Source organism: Streptomyces sp. NPDC127117 (genome assembly GCF_042677325.1).
In the GTDB taxonomy this organism is placed as follows: Bacteria; Actinomycetota; Actinomycetes; order Streptomycetales; family Streptomycetaceae; genus Streptomyces.
Window position 1 is genome coordinate 57283 of record NZ_JBHXTM010000026.1, and the last position, 18224, is coordinate 75506.

The following is an 18224-nucleotide window of genomic DNA, read 5'->3' on the forward strand; positions in this document are numbered from 1 at the left end:
CCTCACCATTCGATGCCCCGCTGGCCCTTCTGACCGGCGTCCATCGGGTGCTTGACCTTCGACATCTCGGTCACCAGATCGGCGGCGTCCAGCAGCTTCTGCGGCGCGTTGCGCCCGGTGATGACCACGTGCTGCGCACCGGGACGGTCGCGCAGCACCTCGATCACCTCGTCGGTGTCGATCCACCCCCAGTGCATCGGGTACGCGAACTCGTCGAGGACGTACAGCCGGTACGTCTCGGCGGCCAGGTCGCGCTTGACCTGCTCCCAGCCCTCGCGCGCCGCCTCCTCGTTGTCCATCTGGCCGTCGCGCTGCACCCACGACCAGCCCTCGCCCATCTTGTTCCAGACGACGGACCCGCCCTCGCCGCTCGCTCCGAGGACCTTCAGCGCGTTCTCCTCGCCGACCTTCCACTTCGCCGACTTGACGAACTGGAAGACGCCGATCGGCCACCCCTGATTCCAGGCGCGCAGCGCGAGCCCGAAGGCCGCCGTCGACTTCCCCTTGCCGATGCCGGTGTGCACCATCAGCAGCGGACGGTTGCGGCGCTGACGGGTCGTGAGCCCGTCGTCGGGCACGGTGGTCGGCTGTCCCTGCGGCATTACGCGGCCCTCCTGTTGGTTTCCTGAACGTCCTTGACGAGCCCGGCGATCGAGTCGGCCCGCAGCTCCTCCAGCGTGACGGCGCCGCCCCCGAGATCGCGGGCGAGGCTTCCCGCGAGGCCGAGCCGTACCGGCCCCGACTCGCAGTCCACGACGACCGACGCGATGCCCTGCGCCTCGTGCAGCCGCGCCGCCCGGGAGGCCAGCGCCACCGGATCGGGGCCCCCGGTCGCCCGCCCGTCGGTCACCACGACCAGCAGCGGCCGCCGCGACGGATCACGCAACCGCTCCACCCGCAGCACCTCATGGGCCTTGAGCAGCCCGGCCGCGAGCGGGGTACGCCCACCGGTCGGCAGCAGTTCGAGGCGCGCCGCGGCGGCATCCACCGACGACGTCGGCGGCAGCGCCACCTCGGCGTCCCTGCCCCGGAAGGTGATCAGCCCGACCTTGTCCCGCCGCTGGTACGCGTCCAGCAGCAGCGAGAGGACCGCGCCCTTGACCGCGGCCATCCGCTGCCGGGCGGCCATCGACCCGGAGGCGTCCACCACGAAGAGCACCAGATTCCCCTCGCGCCCCTCCCGCGTCGCCTGCCGCAGATCGTCCCGCCGGACCACGAGCCCGCGCCCGGAGCGGCCCCGCGACCGCTGGTGCGGGGCGGCGGCCTGCACGGTGGCCGCCAGATGCAGTTTGGTCAGGGCGCCCTGCGGACGCCGTGCGCCGGTCGTACGCCCGTGCTCGGTACGGGCCCGGGACCGCCGCCCCGCCGCGCCCTCGCCCAGCCCGGGGACGCTCAGCATCTTCGTACGGAACGGCTCGGTGGCGCCCACCGGCTGCCGCTCACCGCCCCCGGACGGCTGTCCCTGCCCCTGCCCCTGCTCGGGCACGGACGGCGCGGGCGCGTCGCCGGCCTCGCCCCCGGGCGCCGGCGGCGTGTCGGGGCCGTCGCCCCGCGGGGGACGGCCGCCGCCACCGGGGCCGTCCGGGTCCGGGTCGTCGTCCCCGCCGCTGTTCTGCTCCAGCGTGTCGTCGAGCTTGTCCTCGTCGAGCCCCGGCGCGTCGAACGGATTGCGCCGGCGCCGGTGGGGGAGCGCGAGCAGGGCCGCCCGGCGCACGTCCTCGGCGAGCACATCCGTACGGCCCGCCCAGGCGGCCAGTGCGGTGGCCGTCCGCGCCATCACGATGTCCGCGCGCATTCCGTCGACCTCGAAAGCCGCACAGGTGGCCGCGATCTGCCGCAACGCCGAGTCCCCGAGCCGCACTTCGGGCAGCAGGGCACGCGCGGCGACGATCCTCGCCCGCAACGCGTCCTCCTCGTCGGCCCACTCGGCGGCGAAGCCCGCCGGATCGTCGTCGTACGCGAGCCGCCGCCGCACCACCTCGACCCGCTGATCGGTCTCCCGGGACGCGGCGACCTCGACGGTCAGCCCGAACCGGTCGAGCAACTGCGGGCGCAGCTCACCCTCCTCGGGGTTCATCGTCCCGACGAGCAGGAAGCGGGCGGCGTGCCGTACGGAGACGCCCTCGCGCTCCACGTACGAGGCACCCATGGCGGCCGCGTCCAGCAGCAGGTCCACGAGGTGGTCGTGGAGGAGGTTGACCTCGTCGACGTAGAGAATCCCGCGGTGCGCGTCGGCCAGCAGGCCCGGCTCGAAGGCCTTCACGCCCTCCGCGAGCGCCCGCTCGATGTCGAGCGCCCCGACCAGCCGGTCCTCGGACGCGCCGACCGGCAGCTCCACCATGCGGGCGTCCCGCGACACGCCGGTACCCGGCTCGTGGGGGCCGTCCGGACACGCCGGGTCGGGCGATCCGGGGGCGCAGGAGAAACGGCACCCGGGGACGACGTCCACCCCCGGCAGCAGCGCCGAGAGCGCGCGCACGGCGGTGCTCTTCGCGGTGCCCTTCTCACCTCGTACGAGGACACCACCGATGTTCGGTGCCACGGAGTTGAGAAGCAGGGCGAGTTGCAGGTCCTGCTGCCCGACGACGGCGGTGAACGGGAAATGCGTGCTCACGGGGCGATCCCTCCTGCGAATGAATGGTCATGAAAAAGGCGGCCTCGGCCCGCGCCGTTCACCGGCGCCCTCCCGGTGCTCCGGGGGCGATGAAGGGAAGCCCCGACGGCGCGCCCGACTCGATGAGCCGCAGCAACGCGTCGGTGTCCGCGTGTTCCTCGACGAGATCGCCGAGGCGGTCGAGCTGCTCCTCGCGCAGCGCCGCGAAACAGGTGTCCGGAGCGGGGACGAAACGCCGGCCGGCGCCCCGCGCGACCTCGGTCAGGAAGCGGCGGCGGAATTCGTCGCTCTCCAGCGAGCCGTGCCAGTGGGTTCCCCACACGGCGCCGACCCGGCAGCCGTCCAGGCTCCGGCCCCGGTCGTCGGAGAAGAACCCCTCGCCGCCGCGCACGTCCGCCACGCCGTGGTGGATCTCGTACCCCTCGACCGGCGCGCCGAGCGCCCGGCCGACGGGCCGGGCGAGGGTCTTCTCCCGGTCGAAGCGGATGCGTACGGGCAGCAGCCCCAGGCCGTCGACGTGACCGGCCCGGGACTCGACCTCGTCCTCGATGTGCTCGCCGAGGAGCTGGTAGCCGCCGCAGATGCCGAGGACCGGCCGGCCCTCGGCCGCCCGCCGCACCAGCGCGTCGGCGAGGCCGCGCTCGCGCAGCCAGGCCAGCGCCTTCACGGTGCCCCGGGTGCCCGGCACCACGACCAGATCGGCGTCGGACAGTTCCTCGGCGCGGTCCACGAACCTGACGACGACGCCCGGCTCGGCGGCCAGCGCGTCCACATCGGTGAAGTTCGACATCAGCGGCACCGCGCACACCGCGACGCGCAGCACGTCCTCGCCGTGCGGCGGCGCGACGACCGACTCGCGCACCGCCCCGCGCAGCGAGACCCGCAGCCCGTCCTCCTCGTCGATGCCGAGGCCGTGGGCGAAGGGCAGCACTCCGTACGTCGGCCGGCCGGTGAGGTCCCGCAGCATTTCGAGCCCCGGCTCCAGCAGCGACACATCGCCCCGGAACTTGTTGACGAGATACCCGGCGATCAGCGACTGGTCCTCCTCGGCGAGCAGCGCCGTCGTACCGAAGAACGAGGCGAAGACGCCACCGCGGTCGATGTCACCGACGACCACCACCGGGAAGCGTGCCGCCCGCGCGATGCCCATGTTCACGATGTCCGTGCGCCGCAGATTGATCTCGGCCGGGCTGCCCGCCCCCTCGCAGATCACCGCGTCGTACGTGCTCCGGAGCTGCTCCAGGCAGTCCACGACCGTGGAGAGCAGCGCCTCCTGCCTGCCCCCGTGGTAGCCGCGCGCGCTCATCTCGCCGACCGGCCTGCCCATCAGGACGACCTGGCTGGAGCGGTCGCCGCCGGGCTTGAGCAGAACCGGGTTCATCAGCGCCGTCGGCTCCACGCGGGCGGCCTGGGCCTGCATGGCCTGGGCCCGCCCGATCTCGGCGCCCTCGCGGGTGACGAACGAGTTGAGCGACATGTTCTGCGCCTTGAAGGGCGCCACCTTCGCGCCCCGGCGCACGAGCCAGCGGCAGATGCCTGCCGTGACGACGCTCTTGCCCGCGTCGGAAGTGGTTCCGGCGACCAGCAGCCCGCCGCTCATGCGCTTCTCCGTCCTGCGGCGCGAGATCCCGCCACGTTCTTCCCGGTGGTCCGGCGCCCGGCGATCCGCCGCGCGGCGAGGGCCGCGCCGAGCCGCCCCGCCACGCAGACGCCCAGCGCCAGCGCGCTCACCCGGCGCGACAGCCGCACCGCGCGCTCGATGTCCGCGGTCTCCACGGCCCGGCCCGTCTCCCCGTTGAGCACCGGGCGGTGCTCGATCCGGCCGCCGTACGCGAGGGTTCCGCCGAGCCGTACGCCGAGTGCGCCCGCGAACGACGCCTCCACCGGGCCCGCGTTGGGGCTCGGGTGCTTGGCGGCATCGGCCCGCCAGGCGTGGACCGCTCCCCGCGGCCGCCCCCCGGCGGCGACGGCCAGCAGGGCCGTGAGCCGGGCGCCGGGCCAGCCGGCGAGGTCGTCGAGGCGGGCCGAGGCCCAGCCGTAGCGCAGATGCCGGGGCGAGCGGTGCCCGACCATGGCGTCCAGGGTGTTGGCGGCCCGGAATCCGGCCAGCCCGGGAACCCCGGCCAGCGCACCCCACACCAGCGCGCCGACCACGGCGTCCGAGGTGTTCTCCGCCACGGACTCCACCACGGCGCGGGCGATCTGCGGCCCGTCCAGGGAGTGCGGGTCGCGGCCGCACAGATGCGGCAGCCGCTCGCGGGCCAGGTCGATGTCACCGGCGGCCAGGGCGCCGCCGATGGCCCGCGCCTCACGCCCCAGGGACGTGCCGCCGACGACGGACCAGGTGGCGGCGGCGGTCAGTGCCACGGAGGCGGCGGGGCTGCGACGCACGGCACGGCCGATCAGCGCGGCACCGCCCGCGGCGCCTCCGGCGCAGACCAGGGTGTGCAGCGCGCCCCAGCCGCGGTGATCGCGCCACAGCCGGCGCTCGACGCCCGCCGCGGCCCGCCCGAAGGCGGCGACCGGGTGCCCCCTGCGGGGGTCACCGAGCAGCAGATCGCCGATCAGACCGGCCGTGGCGCCGTACGCGAAGATGCGGTCGGCTCGCACGGTTCAGCCGGCCGTCGCGCCTCGGCGGACCTTCGTACAGGCGGCTCTCGTCGAGAGCGCCGAAACAGCGGACGCACGGCAGCCAGGCATGGCGATATGTCCTCACTCAGGGTCCGCGCCCTGGTTCGACGTGACCGGCGACGAGAGTCTCCTGGCTTCCGGATCCGCGGTTCCCCCGGCCTTCCAGCCCGCTCGCGCGAGCCGTGACTTCCGGTGTTGGGGGACCGCTCCCCGGTGACAGTGGCGGGACCGCGCCGGATTCGCACCGGCTTCCTCTGCTGTCGCCGTAATTGGCTCCGGCAGTCCACCACGCCCCGCGAACGCCCGTCAACCTGCCGTTGACCTGCGACGGCGCAGTGTGCTGATACCCACATCGGGCCGGACACCTGTGGTGTCCGGCCCGACGGAGGAGCGTGCGCGGGAGCGGCTCGGACCGCCCCCTGATTGTGGGTCGCTGATTGTGGGTCGCTCTCAGGCGACGATCAGATAGATCCCGTACGCGACGGCCGCCGCGCACAGCCCGAAGCAGACGTACGCGCCGGCGCGGGCCAGCAGCAGCGAGCCGCCGGAGCCGCCCTGCGCCGCCGGTTCCGGCTGCTTGGAGAGGCCGACGATGCCCAGGGTGAAGAGGCCCACCAGCGCGACGGTGACAACGAGGGAGACGCCGAATACGGAGCCGAGGGCTGCCCAGTCGATGTTCATGCTGATTCCTTAGACGGCCGGCCTGTCGGCCGGCTCAGACGGTGGCGGGTCGCGCCGGGTCCTGGGTGGTTCCGGCCGGGGCCGGAATGGTGGTCGTGAGGTTCTGGGCCGGCGCCGCGGCCATGGTGGGCGGCGGGCTGACGGCGGCGATGGCCGCGGTGACGACGCCCGCGGGCTCGACCCCGCCGTCCTGGGGCGCGACATCGTCGTGGCCGACCGGCTTGCGGCGCGACACCAGCCAGATCGCACCGGAGCCCGCGACCAGCAGCGCCGCGACGACGACGACACCCCAGGTGCCCTGCTTGGTGAGGAGCTCCGCGCCCGCGCCGACCAGTCCGGCGGCCGGCAGGGTCAGACCCCAGGCGACGAACATCCGGGTGGCGGTGGACCAGCGGACCACACCGCCCTGCCGGCCGAGGCCCGCGCCCATCACGGCGCCGGAGCAGGACTGGGTGGTGGAGAGGGAGAAGCCGAGGTGCGAGGAGGCCAGGATGACCGTCGCGGCGCTGGTCTGGGCGGCGAAGCCCTGCGGCGGCTTGAGGTCGGTGAGGCCGCTGCCCATGGTGCGGATGATGCGCCAGCCGCCCAGGTAGGTGCCGAGCGCGATGGCCGTACCGGCGGCGACGATGACCCAGACCGGCGGGTTGGCGCCCGGGTGCAGGACGCCGCCGGTGACCAGGGCCAGGGTGATGATGCCCATGGTCTTCTGTGCGTCGTTGGTGCCGTGGGCGAGCGAGACCAGTCCGGCCGAGGCGATCTGCCCGGCCCGGTAGCCCTTGGCGGTGGCCTTCTCCTGGGCTTCGTTGCGGACCTTGCCGCCGATCCGGTACGTGAGCCTGGTGGCCAGCAGCGCGGCCAGACCGGCGACGATCGGGGCGGCGACCGCGGGGAGCAGCACCTTGGTGACGACGGTGCCGCCGTTGACGGAGGACCAGCCGGCCGACATCACGGCCGCGCCGATCAGACCGCCGAACAGGGCGTGCGATGAGCTGGACGGCAGCCCGACCAGCCAGGTCAGCAGATTCCACAGAATGGCGCCGACGAGTGCCGCGAAGATGACTTCTGTCCGCAGCCCGTCCTCGTTGATGATCCCGCCGGAGATCGTCTTGGCGACCTCCACCGACAGGAACGCGCCGACGAGATTGAGAACGGCGGACATGGCCACCGCTGTCTTCGGTCTGAGTGCACCGGTCGAGATGGTGGTCGCCATCGCGTTCGCGGTGTCATGGAAACCGTTCGTGAAATCGAACACTAGAGCTGTCACGATCACAATCGCGAGCAGCAGCGTGATGTGTTCCATTTACCCAGGCAATCGCTCGACGTCATTGGCATGTGGACCGTAGGCAACCTGGATGAACGGAAGGTGAACTGGGCAGGGCGCTGTGGTGTTCCAAAGCGGAGTCAAGGCATTCCGCTTGTTGTCGGCCGGGGCGTGACCCGGCCTCCCGGCGGGACGCGGGTGTGTTCGATCGCATACCCGTTCGCGCTCGGGGCTGACAGGATCGGCGCATGAGCGATCAGCAGCGGGACGCGATCGGACGCGCCTGGGACGGCGTCGTCGCCACGGCCCGGCGGACGGCGGCCGAGGGCCTCGTCGTCGGGACCTCGGGAAACGTGTCGGCCCGGGTCGGCACGACCATCCTGGTCACGCCGAGCGGAGTGCCGTACGACCGGCTGGGCCCCAAGGACGTCGTCGGCGTCGATCCGGAAGGCAACCGCGTACTCGGCGAACTCACCCCGACCAGCGAACTCCCGCTCCACCTCGCCGTCTACCGGAACACCGACGCGGCCGCCGTCGTGCACACCCACGCGGTGCACGCCACCGCCGTCTCCACACTGGTCCCCGAGGTCCCGTCGGTCCACTACGCCGCCGCCATGCTGGGCGGCCCCGTCCGCGTCGCCGCCTACGCGCGCTACGGCACCGAGGAACTGGCGGTGAACATGCTCGCCGCCCTGCGCGACCGCACGGGCTGCCTGCTCCAGAATCACGGAACCGTCACCTACGGAGCCACCCTTGACCAGGCGTACGACCGGACCGCCCAGCTGGAATGGCTCTGCCGGCTCTGGCTCGCCGCGAGCTCCGTCCCCGGACGCAGCCCGAGCCTCCTCTCCCCGGAGCAGCTCGACGATGTGCGGGAGGCGCTCAAGGGATACGGACAGCCGGGCTGACCCGGCCGGTCCACCGGACGGCCCCGCCCGCTGGCAGGGTGCCGCACCCGCCACGACACTGAAGCGGTGCGCCCGGCAACAGTTACGGCAGCAGCCGTCACCACGATCCTCGGCGTCGGTGCGGCAGCGGTCGCGGCCGGCCGGTACGCCAGTGACGCCGCCCTCAGGACGCCGTCCGGACGGCCCCTCCCCGCCGACCGCAGACTCACCGTGCACGCCACGGCGGCCGGGCAGGTCACCCTGACCCGCTCCTTCACCGCCCTGCGGCCCGGCACGTACGGACTGACGGGCAAGGACGTCCACGCCGTGGTCGGCCCCGTGATCGAGCACGCCCACCACGCCCCCGACACCGTCGTCCGCCGGCTGGAACGCGTCGACCACGGCAGCCTGGAGACCGGCGCCAAGGTCCGCGTCACCCCGCAGCTGCACAGCGGCGACCCGTCCTCGGCCCTCGGCCTGCCCCACCGGGACGTCGAGATCCCCGGCGAACTCGGCACCCTGCCCGCCTGGTTCCTGCCCGGCCCCCGCGACACCTGGGTCATCACCGTGCACGGCCTCGGCACCACCAGGGAACACCCCATGAACGTCATGAGGTTCCTGCACGGCCTGCGGCTGCCCGTGCTCGACGTGGCCTACCGCGGAGACGCCGGAGCCCCGCGTTCCCCCGACGGCCTCGCTCATCTCGGCGAATCCGAATGGCGCGACCTGGACGCCGCGATCCGCTTCGCCGTGCGGTACGGAGCCGGAAAGGTCGTCCTGCACGGCTGGTCCACCGGCGCCTCCATGGCCCTGCTCGCGACCGTCAACTCCGCGCTGCGCGACCGGATCTGCGGCCTCGTCCTCGACTCCCCGGTGCTGGACTGGGCCGCCACGCTGCGCGCCCTGGCCGTCGCCCGCGGCGTCCCGTCCGTCCTGCTGCCGCTCGCCGTCCGCGCCGCCGAGGGACAGACCGGACTGCACGGCGCCCGGCTGCTGGACGGCTCCCTCGCCCCGGCGCTGCACGTGCCGACCCTGATCTTCCACGGGCCCGACGACCGGCTCGCCCCCTGGCAGCCCTCCCGCGACCTCGCCGCCCGCCGCCCGGACCTGATCGCCCTGCACACCGTGGAGCAGGCTCCGCATGCGGCGATGTGGAATGCCGACCCGGCCCACTACGAAGAGACCCTGCGCCGCTTCCTCACGCCCCTGATGTGACCTGATGCGAGGGATCGGCCGGTTGGTCCCGGCCCCGTCCCACCGGGCCCCCACCGGGAATTCGGGTTCCGTTTGGGCTTTCGGGCCGTCAGGAGCAAGACTGCTCCCCGTGACGTCCCGTAACCCGCGCGACTCCAGGCTGCGACTTGTCCGCCCGCGACCCCTTGCCACCGCTCGCAAGGCCGTGACCACCCGGCGCACAAGGCCGGCACCCCGCCCACCGGAGGGCACCCCGCCCCGGTCGGAACTGGCCCGGCAGGCCAGGACGGCCCTCGCCGACGCCGTACGGATCGCCCGCTGGGCGGCCGACGGCGCGATCCCCGGCGCACCACCGCTCGCCGCCCAGGCGCTCCAACGGGCCGCGACAGCCCTGGAATTGTCCCCGGCCCAGGTGCGCTCCGGCTGGGACCGGGCCCGGCTCGCCGGCCTCGTCGAACTGCACGGCGACACCGCACGCCCCGGCTGGCGGCTGCGCGCCTGGGACCGCGACGACTCCGCCGTGCTCCGCGGCTGGGTGGCGCTCTTCGACGCCTGGTCGCTCGTCCACCCGGCGCCCGCGGACATCGAGTCCACCGCGGTCGCCGAGGCCGTCGAGGCCGTGCCGCAGGTCCTCTCCCTGCTCCAGCTCTCGGCCGGCCCGGTCACCGTGCCCGCTCTGCTGGACCTGCTCGGCCAGCGCGTCGCGGAACTGCGCGAGGAGCGCTGCGAGGTGCCCTACGGACCCCAGCCGCTGCCCGCACCGGCCGAGACCGCACCCGCCGCACACCCCGCCGCCCTGGTGGCGCTCCTGCTGGACTGGGCCCTGGAGGGCCTGGCCGCCGTCGGGGCGCTGACCCTCGGCGCCGGCCACGCCACCCTCACCCCGCTCGGCAACTGGGCGGTCTGGGTCAAGCTGGAACAGATCTGCGTCGCGGCCCAGAGCCCGGCCGGGAACATCGAACAGTCCGCCGCCGACATGCTGCTCGGCTGCGCCCGGCTCACCCCCGGCCCGGCCCGCGACGAATACCGGGCCTGGCTGGCCGCCCGCCCCGTCGGCAGCGCCGTCGCGGAACTTCTCGCCGTCGCCCGCGGCGAGGACGCGCTCCTGCGCGGACTCGCCTTCGAGGCGCTCCGGGTCGTCGGTGCCCCGGCCGAGCCCGAGGTGCGCTCCGTCGTCGCCGACCCCTCGCTGCGCCCCTACGCGCTGCTCTGGCTGGCCGAGTACGACGGAGCCGACCCCGAGGACGCCCAGGACGTACTCAGCCGGGAGGAGGCCACCTGGCTCTGGGTCGACACGGCGGCGGCCGTCGCCGACCACGGCGAGACCGGGCTGCTGGTCCGCCACCTCGACTCGGCCGTCCAGGGCACGGTGCCGGCCCTGCTGGACGAGGTACGCGCCGTCGGCCACCCGCGCACCGTGCAGGTGCTGGTGGCCCTGGCCGCCGCGCACCCGGACCCGGCACTGGCCAAGGCGGTGCGCCGGGCCGCGTTCCAGGTCCACACCGGCGGCGCCTGACACCCCGCGCCGGACGGGCCCGCCCCAGGACCCGTCCGGCGAACCGTGGCCTGCTCGCGCTCAGGCCTCGTCGGCCCGGTCCGCCGACCCCGGCGCGTACGTACCGAAGCTCCACACGTTGCCCTCGGCGTCCCGCGCCATGTAGTCGCGCGAGCCGTAGTCCTGATCGGTGGGCGGCATCAGGATCTCCACCCCGTACGCCACCGCCCTGGCGTGGTGCGCGTCGACCTCGTCGACCACGACGTAGACACCGGCGGGGCCCGCGCCCTGCATCGCCTCGGCGAAGACGCCCTCGCGGCCCTTGGAACCCAGCATCACCCTGCCGTTGCCGCAGGACAGCTCGGCATGGAGCACCTGGCCGCCCTCGCCCTCGTACACCGCTTCCTCGGTGAAGCCGAGGCCCTCCGTCAACGTCCTGATCGCGGCCTTCGCGTCGTCGTAGAGAATCGCCGGATAGATCGTCGGAACGCCGGCCGGTGCGCCTGCCATGGCGCTCACCCCTTTTCGTACTCCCGTGACCCGGTTCTGTGATCCACGTCTCAGTCTTCCATCCGCCACCGGCAACGGCCCGGCACGGCTCCGGGGCTCAGCGGAAGGTGTTGCAGTCGGCCATGTCGCCGCTGCGGAAGCCGGTGGTGAACCACTGCTGGCGCTGCGCGGCCGAGCCGTGCGTCCACGACTCCGGTGTGACCCGGCCCTGGAACTTCTCCTGGATCCGGTCGTCGCCGACCGCTGCCGCCGCGTCGAGCCCGTCCCGGATGTCCGCCTGCGTCAGCGAGGTGATCAGCGGCCGTCCGGTCGACTCGTCCGGCGTGGTCGTCGCGTGGTGCGCCCAGACCCCGGCGTAGCAGTCCGCCTGGAGCTCCACCCGGACCGCGTTGCTGTTCGAGCCGGTCCGGCCGTCCTGCGACCGGTTCAGCGTCCCCATCAGGTCCTGCACGTGGTGGCCGTATTCATGGGCGACGACATAGGCCTGGGCGAACGGGCCGCCGCTGGAGCCGAACTTGGTCCGCAGCTCGTCGAAGAACCCCAGGTCCAGGTAGACCTGCCGGTCGCCCGGGCAGTAGAAGGGCCCGACCGTCGAGGTCGCGGAGCCGCACGCGGTGCCGATCCGGTCGCTGAACAGGACCGTGCGCGACGGTGTGTACGTGCCCTGGCGCCGCTGGAACTCCTGCCGCCAGAAGTCCTGCACGCTGTTGACCACGGCCACGGTCCGGCAGTCGTCCCTGGCGTTCGCGTCCTTCCCGGTGCGGCAGGACTGCTCCACCTGCGCCGCCGTCGACGCGGTCGGCGTCGTGGCCGGGCCGCCGTCCGACAGGCCGAGCTGCTCCGGGCCGACGCCGAAGAGCAGCCCCAGGATCAGTGCGATGAGACCGGCGATGCCGCCGCCCACGGTGGCCCTGCCGCCCGGGATCCGGCTGCCGCGCACATCCTGGACCTCGGACGTGTCCAGGTCGGCGTCGTCGTCGAACTGCATGGGGCACCACCCTCCGCTCCGGCCGCGGTGGTCTCACCACCTCCGCCGAGTATCTGCCAGTTCAAACCGGGATGCCCTTTTTGGTCGCGCGGTGGAGTGGGGCGGCGACGCCGGGCGACCGTCCGGCAAACGCCGTGGAGGCATGCGGAAAAGCAGTTGCACACCGCCAGTAGAATGGCCCGCATGGCAATTCTCCTTGTGCATTAGCGGCGTCGAGACACCTCCGCCCTCGCCCCGTCCGCCGTCCAACCGCCCTGGAGTTTTACCGTGATCACCGCTTCCGGCATCGAGCTGCGTGCCGGCGCCCGCATTCTCATCGAGTCCGCCTCCTTCCGCATCGCCAAGGGCGACCGCATCGGCCTCGTCGGCCGCAACGGAGCGGGCAAGACCACCCTCACCAAGTGCCTCGCGGGCGAGGGCAACCCCGTCGGCGGCACCATCACCCGCTCCGGCGAGGTGGGCTACCTCCCGCAGGACCCCCGCACCGGCGACCTCGACGTGCTGGCCCGCGACCGGATCCTCTCCGCCCGCGGCCTCGACGAGATCCTGCGCAAGATGCGGGAGAACGAGGAGCGGATGGCGACCGGCAAGGGCGCCACCCGCGAGAAGGCGATGAAGAAGTACGAGCGCCTGGAGACGGAGTTCCTCACCAAGGGCGGGTACGCCGCCGAGGCCGAGGCGGCCACCATCGCCGCCGCGCTCAGCCTGCCCGACCGGGTGCTCGGACAGCCGCTCCACACACTCTCCGGCGGTCAGCGCCGCCGCGTCGAGCTGGCCCGCATCCTCTTCTCGGACGCCGACATCCTGCTGCTCGACGAGCCGACCAACCACCTCGACGCCGACTCGATCGTCTGGCTGCGCGACTACCTCAAGACCTACCGCGGCGGCTTCATCGTGATCTCCCACGATGCCGAGCTGGTCGAGACGGTCGTCAACAAGGTCTTCTACCTCGACGCCAACCGCTCGCAGATCGACATCTACAACATGGGCTGGAAGCTCTACCAGCAGCAGCGCGAGGCCGACGAGAAGCGCCGCAAGCGCGAGCGGCAGAACGCCGAGAAGAAGGCCGCGGCCCTCAACTCGCAGGCCGACAAGATGCGCGCGAAGGCCACCAAGACCGTCGCCGCGCAGAACATGGCCAAGCGTGCCGAGCGGCTGCTCTCCGGCCTGGAGGCCGTCCGGGTTTCCGACAAGGTGGCCAAGCTCCGCTTCCCCGAGCCCGCACCGTGCGGCAAGACCCCGCTGATGGCGGAGGGCCTGTCCAAGTCGTACGGCTCGCTGGAGATCTTCACCGATGTGGACCTCGCCATCGACAAGGGCTCCCGGGTCGTCATCCTCGGCCTCAACGGCGCGGGCAAGACGACCCTGCTCCGGCTCCTCGGCGGCGCCGAGAAGCCCGACACCGGCAAGGTGATCGAGGGTCACGGTCTCAAGCTCGGCTACTACGCCCAGGAGCACGAGACCCTCGACCCGGACCGCTCCGTCCTGGAGAACATGCGCTCCGCGGCGCCCGACCTCGACCTGGTCGAGGTCCGCAAGACGCTGGGCTCCTTCCTCTTCTCCGGCGACGACGTCGACAAGCCCGCCGGTGTCCTCTCCGGCGGCGAGAAGACCCGTCTCGCCCTGGCGACCCTGGTGGTCTCCTCCGCCAATGTGCTGCTGCTGGACGAGCCGACCAACAACCTCGACCTGGCCAGCCGCGCGGAGATCCTCGGCGCGCTGCGCACGTACAAGGGCGCCGTCGTCCTCGTCACCCACGACGAGGGAGCGGTCGAGGCACTCCAGCCGGAGCGCATCATCCTGCTGCCGGACGGTGTCGAGGACCTGTGGGGCGCGGACTATCAGGACCTGGTCGCACTGGCCTGATCCCGCCCCGCCGTCCGTCTGATCCACTCCGTCTGGATCATTCGGCCTACGCGTGATCCATCATCTGCGTGAGTACGTCTCGTACCTCGGCGCGGCGCCCGGCAGATACCTGCCGGGCGCACCCGTACGGGGGTCCTGTTCCCCGTGTGGCCCTGACCTGCCGATTCGTCCCGGGCCCTGTTCCGTCCGGCGCCGCAGCCCCACGGAATGTGGGATTCCGGTCGTGTCGGCCCGTTCTCCGGCCGGGAACCGGGTTGCACGGACCTTGCCGAATGGGTGGCCAGGAAGCCCCCGAGGGGTGATCATGAGAGTCCAGAGCGCACTTCCCATGAGGAGGCACGGGTGGCCGAGACTCTGAAGAAGGGCAGCCGGGTAACCGGCGCCGCGCGCGACAAGCTCGCGGCAGACCTGAAGAAGAAGTACGACTCCGGTGCGAGCATCCGGGCGTTGGCCGAAGAGACCGGCCGCTCCTACGGATTCGTCCACCGGATGCTCAGTGAGTCCGGAGTCACGCTGCGGGGACGCGGCGGAGCGACGCGGGGCAAGAAGGCCGCCACGGCCTGACGGCCCGCGCGGTCGGGGCAGGCCGTCAGGTCCGCCCCGGGGTTCACCGGCTTTCGGCGGTGGCCACCCGGTCGGCAGCGATGCCGACCGGGTGGTTACTGTTCAGTCACTTAGCTCTGCATGCTGACTGACCGAACCGGAGGCGCCCCATGACCTCGCTCGACTCTGTGCTCGACAAGGACGGCGTACGACTCACCGTCGACGACGCGGTCGCCACGGTGACCCTCACCAATCCGGCCAAGCGCAACGCTCAGTCTCCCGCTCTGTGGCGGGCGTTGACGGAGGCCGGCCGGGCACTGCCCGGCAGTGTGCGGGTCGTCGTACTCCGCGGCGAGGGCAAGTCCTTCTCCGCGGGACTCGACCGGCAGGCGTTCACCCCCGAGGGGTTCGACGGTGAGCCGTCCTTCCTCGACATGGCGCGCGGCCCGGAGGCCGAGCTCGACGCGACCATCGCCGAGTACCAGGAGGCGTTCACCTGGTGGCGCCGCAACGACATCGTGTCGATCGCGGCCGTCCAGGGGCATGCGATCGGTGCCGGCTTCCAGCTCGCCCTCGCCTGCGATCTGCGGATCGTCGCCGAGGACGTGCAGTTCGCCATGCGTGAGACCAGCCTCGGTCTGGTGCCCGACCTCACCGGTACGCACCCCTTGGTCAACCTGGTGGGGTACGCCCGTGCGCTGGAAATCTGCGCCACGGGCCGCTTCGTGCACGCCGAGGAGGCCGAGCGCACCGGCCTGGCCAATCTCGTCGTCCCCGCCGGTGAGCTGGACGCGGCGGCCCGCGATCTGGCCGGCGCGCTGCTGGCCGCCCCGCGCGACGCCGTCGTGGAGACCAAGGCACTGCTGAGCGGTGCCGTCTCGCGTGGTTACGAGGAGCAGCGCGTCGCCGAACGTGCCGCGCAGGGCCGTCGGCTGCGCGATCTGGCGGGCATCACCGACTGAGCGGCGGTCCCCGATCGCGGTGGGCCCGCCCCGGAACGGCGATCTCCGGGGCGGGTCCATGCTCATTCCTGCTCCACCACCGCCGTGACCAGCACCGCGACCGAGGGATTCCCCTCCACCGCGGCCGCCACGGCGCCCCGCACCGCTCGGGCCACAGCGAGCGCCTGGTGGTCCGGGGCCGTCGCCAGCTCGACCCGTACATGGTCCGGACGTGAGTGCACCGCATGCCCCAGCACCCGGGTCAGCGTCACCACACCGGCGACGCCCGCCGCCGCGGACCCCGCGGCCCCCTCCGCCGCCGCCTCGCGGACCTCGGCCGGGACGGCGGCCGGCGGTTCGGGCGCCGCGTCCAGCAGCTCCGTCACCCGGACGTCCACCGCCGTGACCACCAGGCCCAGCCGCCGGACGGCCGCCGTCAGCAGCGCCGAGCGCAGTGCCTCGGCCGCGGCGGGCAGCGGCTGACCGGACACCGCCGACATGGCCGCCTCGATCAGCAGCGGGCCGGGCCGCAGCGCGCTCGGCGGCGGTTCCACCTCCGCCTCCGGCGCCCCGTCCGGATCGGCCACCGAGATCCTCAGCTCCCCGAGCACGGGGCCGTGCCCTGCCACCGCGCGGCGCAGCACCGCGACCGCCGCCCGCTCGGAGATCCAGGCCCCGTCCGCCGGACCGCCCAGCGGAAGCAGCCGGCCGAGGCCGAGCCGTTGCCGGACCGCCGCTGTCCATCCGTCCGCCCTGCGCGGGCCGTCAGCCGTCGTCATTGCCCCAGCCTGCCGCATCCACGGCGCGCTACGGAGCAAGCGCACCTAATGTGGGCAAAGAGGTCCAATCAGCCCAGAAGGGAAAGATGGCGATGACCGACACCACGCAGCGGAACCGCCCCGAGAGCCCCGACAAGGAATCGAGCCCGCTCGTCAAGCGTGGCGGGGGAGCACCCGCCACCCGCGGCCGTACCACCATCGCCGACGGCGTGGTCGAGAAGATCGCGGGAATGGCGACCCGCGACGTGGTCGGCGTCCATGCGATGGGCAGCGGCTTCTCGCGCACCTTCGGAGCGGTGCGCGACCGGGTACCCGGTGGCGGCAAGTCCGTCACCCGCGGGGTGAAGGCGGAGGTCGGTGAGTCGCAGACCGCGCTCGACCTGGAGATCGTCGTCGACTACGGCGTATCGATCTCCGACGTGGCCCGTGATGTACGGGAGAACGTGGTCGCGGCGGTCGAGCGGATGACCGGCCTGGAGGTCGTCGAGGTCAATATCGCGGTGAGCGACGTGAAGCTGCCCGACGAGGCAGACGACGAGGACCAGCCGGAGCCACGTCTCCAGTAGGCCTCCGGCGAGAGGCAGTTGAGGAGCGCACGATGAGCATGGCTGTGGCCGGCATGGTGGCCGGCATGGCGCTCGCATTCGCCGGGTACTTCGGCGGCTTCGGGGCCTTCCTGCTGGTGGCCGCACTCGGGGCGGTCGGCTTCGTCGTCGGCCGCCTCCTGGAGGGCGACCTGGAGCTCGGCGACTTCTTCCGGAGTCGCGAGCGCGGCGACCGACGGCGGTGACGGCGTTGTCGGTGGTGAAGGACCGGATCGCCGCAGGTGAGCGCGGGGAGACCCGGATCGCCGACCGGGTGGTCGCGAAGATCGCCGCACAGGCGGCGAAGGAGGCGATCGGCGAGCCGCCGGAGCAGGGCGCCGCACCGCGCGCCACCGTCACGGTGCACCGGGATACCGCCCGGGTACGGGTGAGCCTTGAGCTCGGGTACCCCTGCGACATCGGCCGCCAGTGCGGTGGCGTGCGTCGGCATGTCGCCGAGCGGGTAAGGGCGTTGGCAGGGATGGAAGTGCCCGAGGTGGCCGTACAGGTCGAGCGCTTGCACCCGACGGGAGCGAGCGCCGCGGCACAGGGGAGGATCCAGTGACCGAGCCCCACGGACCGGAGCGGCCGACCCCCGGGCCGCCCGCCACCGGCCCCGTCGAAGAGGGGGACGTGCTCGAACTCGACCAGTCCGCCTCGTCCGCCGCGTACGACCCGGTGCCCGCGCGGCAGGAGGGCGCCGCCGGGGCGGGCCGCTTCTGGTCGGCGCGCCGGATCCCCGCGGCGGTTCTCGCCCTGGTGGTCCTCGGCGGCGCCGGACTGCTGCTGTACGACGTGGCGGCGGTGCGGGCCGGCCACCCGGCGATGCACTGGCGCCGGTCGCTGGCCGACCGGCTCGCCGAGCGCCCGCTGGAGAGCGCCTGGCTGCTCGGCGCCGCCGCGGCGGCCGTGGCGATCGGCCTGTGGCTGCTGGTGCTGGCCGTCACCCCCGGCCTCCGCGCCCTGCTGCCCATGCGCCGCGACCGCCCCGGCGTACGCGCCGCACTCGACCGGTCCGCAGCCGCACTGGTGCTGCGCGACCGGGCCGTCGAGGTGTCCGGGGTGCAGTCGGTGCGGGTCCGGATGGGCCGGGGCAGGGCGGTGGTGCGCGCCGTGTCGCACTTCCGTGAGCTCGACGACGTACGGGCCGATCTGGACACCGTGCTCGGGACCGGCATCAGGGAACTGGGCCTGGCCCGGCCGCCGAGCCTGTCCGTGCACGTCCGCCGGCCCACGAAGAAGGGGTGAGC

The 18224-nt window shown here is 73.1% G+C and carries 19 protein-coding genes and 1 riboswitch; of the genes, 10 read left to right on the forward strand and 9 right to left on the reverse strand.

The features are described 5' to 3' along the window. Positions 1-2 precede the first annotated feature (2 nt). From cobO to ACFVH0_RS23020, 6 genes are all read right to left on the reverse strand, one after another. Entirely contained in the window at positions 3-602 is a 600-nt protein-coding gene (gene cobO, locus ACFVH0_RS22995; RefSeq protein ID WP_259931029.1) for a cob(I)yrinic acid a,c-diamide adenosyltransferase, read from the reverse strand. Next, positions 602-2614 carry a putative cobaltochelatase gene (locus ACFVH0_RS23000; RefSeq protein WP_385822814.1) on the reverse strand — a complete coding sequence of 671 codons (2013 nt, stop codon included), beginning with the start codon at positions 2612-2614 and terminating at the stop codon, positions 602-604. The genes cobO and ACFVH0_RS23000 overlap by 1 nt, the downstream gene beginning before the upstream one ends. Before the next feature lie 58 nt (positions 2615-2672). Beyond that, positions 2673-4214 (reverse strand): cobyric acid synthase, encoded by a 1542-nt coding sequence (locus ACFVH0_RS23005; RefSeq protein ID WP_385822816.1) that lies wholly within the window; start codon positions 4212-4214, stop codon positions 2673-2675. Continuing rightward, the gene (locus ACFVH0_RS23010; RefSeq protein ID WP_385822818.1) at positions 4211-5224 is read right to left on the reverse strand and encodes a cobalamin biosynthesis protein; all 1014 of its coding nucleotides are present in this window, start codon (positions 5222-5224) and stop codon (positions 4211-4213) included. The genes ACFVH0_RS23005 and ACFVH0_RS23010 overlap by 4 nt, the downstream gene beginning before the upstream one ends. 144 nt (positions 5225-5368) lie before the next feature. Further along, a riboswitch (cobalamin riboswitch) is annotated at positions 5369-5501 on the reverse strand. 194 nt (positions 5502-5695) lie between these two features. Continuing rightward, a complete protein-coding gene (locus tag ACFVH0_RS23015; RefSeq protein ID WP_124718378.1) occupies positions 5696-5926 on the reverse strand; it encodes a hypothetical protein in 231 nt (76 codons plus the stop codon). A 34-nt stretch (positions 5927-5960) separates the two neighbouring features. After that, the gene (locus ACFVH0_RS23020) at positions 5961-7226 is read right to left on the reverse strand and encodes an anion permease (protein WP_385822820.1); all 1266 of its coding nucleotides are present in this window, start codon (positions 7224-7226) and stop codon (positions 5961-5963) included. 209 nt (positions 7227-7435) lie between these two features. Between ACFVH0_RS23020 and ACFVH0_RS23025 the strand changes: the two genes are divergently transcribed. The 3 genes from ACFVH0_RS23025 (at position 7436) to ACFVH0_RS23035 (ending at position 10784) form a co-directional block, all read left to right on the forward strand. After that, positions 7436-8095, forward strand: coding sequence for a class II aldolase/adducin family protein (locus ACFVH0_RS23025; RefSeq protein WP_385822822.1), 660 nt, complete (start codon positions 7436-7438; stop codon positions 8093-8095). Positions 8096-8161: 66 nt separating this feature from the next. Further along, positions 8162-9289: an alpha/beta hydrolase gene (locus tag ACFVH0_RS23030; protein ID WP_385822824.1), complete on the forward strand. Its 1128-nt coding sequence runs from the start codon at positions 8162-8164 to the stop codon at positions 9287-9289. Between the two features lie 184 nt (positions 9290-9473). Continuing rightward, a complete protein-coding gene (locus ACFVH0_RS23035) occupies positions 9474-10784 on the forward strand; it encodes a hypothetical protein (protein ID WP_385822914.1) in 1311 nt (436 codons plus the stop codon). A 60-nt stretch (positions 10785-10844) separates the two neighbouring features. Here the strand turns inward: ACFVH0_RS23035 and ACFVH0_RS23040 are convergent, their stop codons facing one another. Together ACFVH0_RS23040 and ACFVH0_RS23045 are read right to left on the reverse strand one after the other, a co-directional pair. Beyond that, positions 10845-11273, reverse strand: coding sequence for a VOC family protein (locus ACFVH0_RS23040; protein ID WP_385822825.1), 429 nt, complete (start codon positions 11271-11273; stop codon positions 10845-10847). Positions 11274-11370: 97 nt separating this feature from the next. Continuing rightward, the gene (locus tag ACFVH0_RS23045) at positions 11371-12261 is read right to left on the reverse strand and encodes a neutral zinc metallopeptidase (protein WP_385822827.1); all 891 of its coding nucleotides are present in this window, start codon (positions 12259-12261) and stop codon (positions 11371-11373) included. A gap of 267 nt (positions 12262-12528) precedes the next feature. Between ACFVH0_RS23045 and ACFVH0_RS23050 the strand changes: the two genes are divergently transcribed. The 3 genes from ACFVH0_RS23050 to ACFVH0_RS23060 all read left to right on the forward strand — a co-directional run bounded on the left by ACFVH0_RS23050 (position 12529) and on the right by ACFVH0_RS23060 (position 15632). Next, positions 12529-14127, forward strand: a complete 1599-nt coding sequence (locus ACFVH0_RS23050; protein WP_385822829.1) for an ABC-F family ATP-binding cassette domain-containing protein — start codon at positions 12529-12531, stop codon at positions 14125-14127. Between the two features lie 342 nt (positions 14128-14469). Continuing rightward, positions 14470-14691: a helix-turn-helix domain-containing protein gene (locus tag ACFVH0_RS23055; protein WP_018518904.1), complete on the forward strand. Its 222-nt coding sequence runs from the start codon at positions 14470-14472 to the stop codon at positions 14689-14691. 149 nt (positions 14692-14840) lie between these two features. Further along, the gene (locus ACFVH0_RS23060) at positions 14841-15632 is read left to right on the forward strand and encodes an enoyl-CoA hydratase/isomerase family protein (RefSeq protein ID WP_124718386.1); all 792 of its coding nucleotides are present in this window, start codon (positions 14841-14843) and stop codon (positions 15630-15632) included. Between the two features lie 62 nt (positions 15633-15694). On the opposite strand, the gene ACFVH0_RS23065 is transcribed toward ACFVH0_RS23060, so the two are convergent. Continuing rightward, on the reverse strand, positions 15695-16390 hold the full coding sequence (locus tag ACFVH0_RS23065) for a hypothetical protein (RefSeq protein WP_385822830.1): 696 nt from the start codon (positions 16388-16390) through the stop codon (positions 15695-15697). Positions 16391-16482: 92 nt separating this feature from the next. Between ACFVH0_RS23065 and ACFVH0_RS23070 the strand changes: the two genes are divergently transcribed. Genes ACFVH0_RS23070 through ACFVH0_RS23085 form a run of 4 tightly spaced genes read left to right on the forward strand, consistent with a single transcriptional unit; the run spans position 16483 to position 18222 of the window. Then, on the forward strand, positions 16483-16956 hold the full coding sequence (locus tag ACFVH0_RS23070) for an Asp23/Gls24 family envelope stress response protein (RefSeq protein ID WP_385822832.1): 474 nt from the start codon (positions 16483-16485) through the stop codon (positions 16954-16956). Between the two features lie 32 nt (positions 16957-16988). Further along, entirely contained in the window at positions 16989-17180 is a 192-nt protein-coding gene (locus ACFVH0_RS23075; protein ID WP_266916753.1) for a hypothetical protein, read from the forward strand. Continuing rightward, the gene (locus tag ACFVH0_RS23080; RefSeq protein ID WP_385822834.1) at positions 17177-17539 is read left to right on the forward strand and encodes a hypothetical protein; all 363 of its coding nucleotides are present in this window, start codon (positions 17177-17179) and stop codon (positions 17537-17539) included. The genes ACFVH0_RS23075 and ACFVH0_RS23080 overlap by 4 nt, the downstream gene beginning before the upstream one ends. Then, positions 17536-18222, forward strand: coding sequence for a DUF6286 domain-containing protein (locus ACFVH0_RS23085; RefSeq protein ID WP_385822836.1), 687 nt, complete (start codon positions 17536-17538; stop codon positions 18220-18222). Before ACFVH0_RS23080 ends, ACFVH0_RS23085 begins: the two co-directional genes overlap by 4 nt. The last annotated feature ends 2 nt before the right edge of the window (positions 18223-18224 follow it).

Coding starts and splice junctions, on each gene's coding strand:
- cobO (WP_259931029.1), bottom strand. CDS start 602: ATGCCGCAGGGACAGCCGACCACCGTGCCCGACGACGGGCTCACGACC.
- ACFVH0_RS23005 (WP_385822816.1), bottom strand. CDS start 4,214: ATGAGCGGCGGGCTGCTGGTCGCCGGAACCACTTCCGACGCGGGCAAG.
- ACFVH0_RS23015 (WP_124718378.1), bottom strand. CDS start 5,926: ATGAACATCGACTGGGCAGCCCTCGGCTCCGTATTCGGCGTCTCCCTC.
- ACFVH0_RS23020 (WP_385822820.1), bottom strand. CDS start 7,226: ATGGAACACATCACGCTGCTGCTCGCGATTGTGATCGTGACAGCTCTA.
- ACFVH0_RS23025 (WP_385822822.1), top strand. CDS start 7,436: ATGAGCGATCAGCAGCGGGACGCGATCGGACGCGCCTGGGACGGCGTC.
- ACFVH0_RS23040 (WP_385822825.1), bottom strand. CDS start 11,273: ATGGCAGGCGCACCGGCCGGCGTTCCGACGATCTATCCGGCGATTCTC.
- ACFVH0_RS23045 (WP_385822827.1), bottom strand. CDS start 12,261: ATGCAGTTCGACGACGACGCCGACCTGGACACGTCCGAGGTCCAGGAT.
- ACFVH0_RS23060 (WP_124718386.1), top strand. CDS start 14,841: ATGACCTCGCTCGACTCTGTGCTCGACAAGGACGGCGTACGACTCACC.
- ACFVH0_RS23065 (WP_385822830.1), bottom strand. CDS start 16,390: ATGACGACGGCTGACGGCCCGCGCAGGGCGGACGGATGGACAGCGGCG.
- ACFVH0_RS23070 (WP_385822832.1), top strand. CDS start 16,483: ATGACCGACACCACGCAGCGGAACCGCCCCGAGAGCCCCGACAAGGAA.
- ACFVH0_RS23075 (WP_266916753.1), top strand. CDS start 16,989: ATGAGCATGGCTGTGGCCGGCATGGTGGCCGGCATGGCGCTCGCATTC.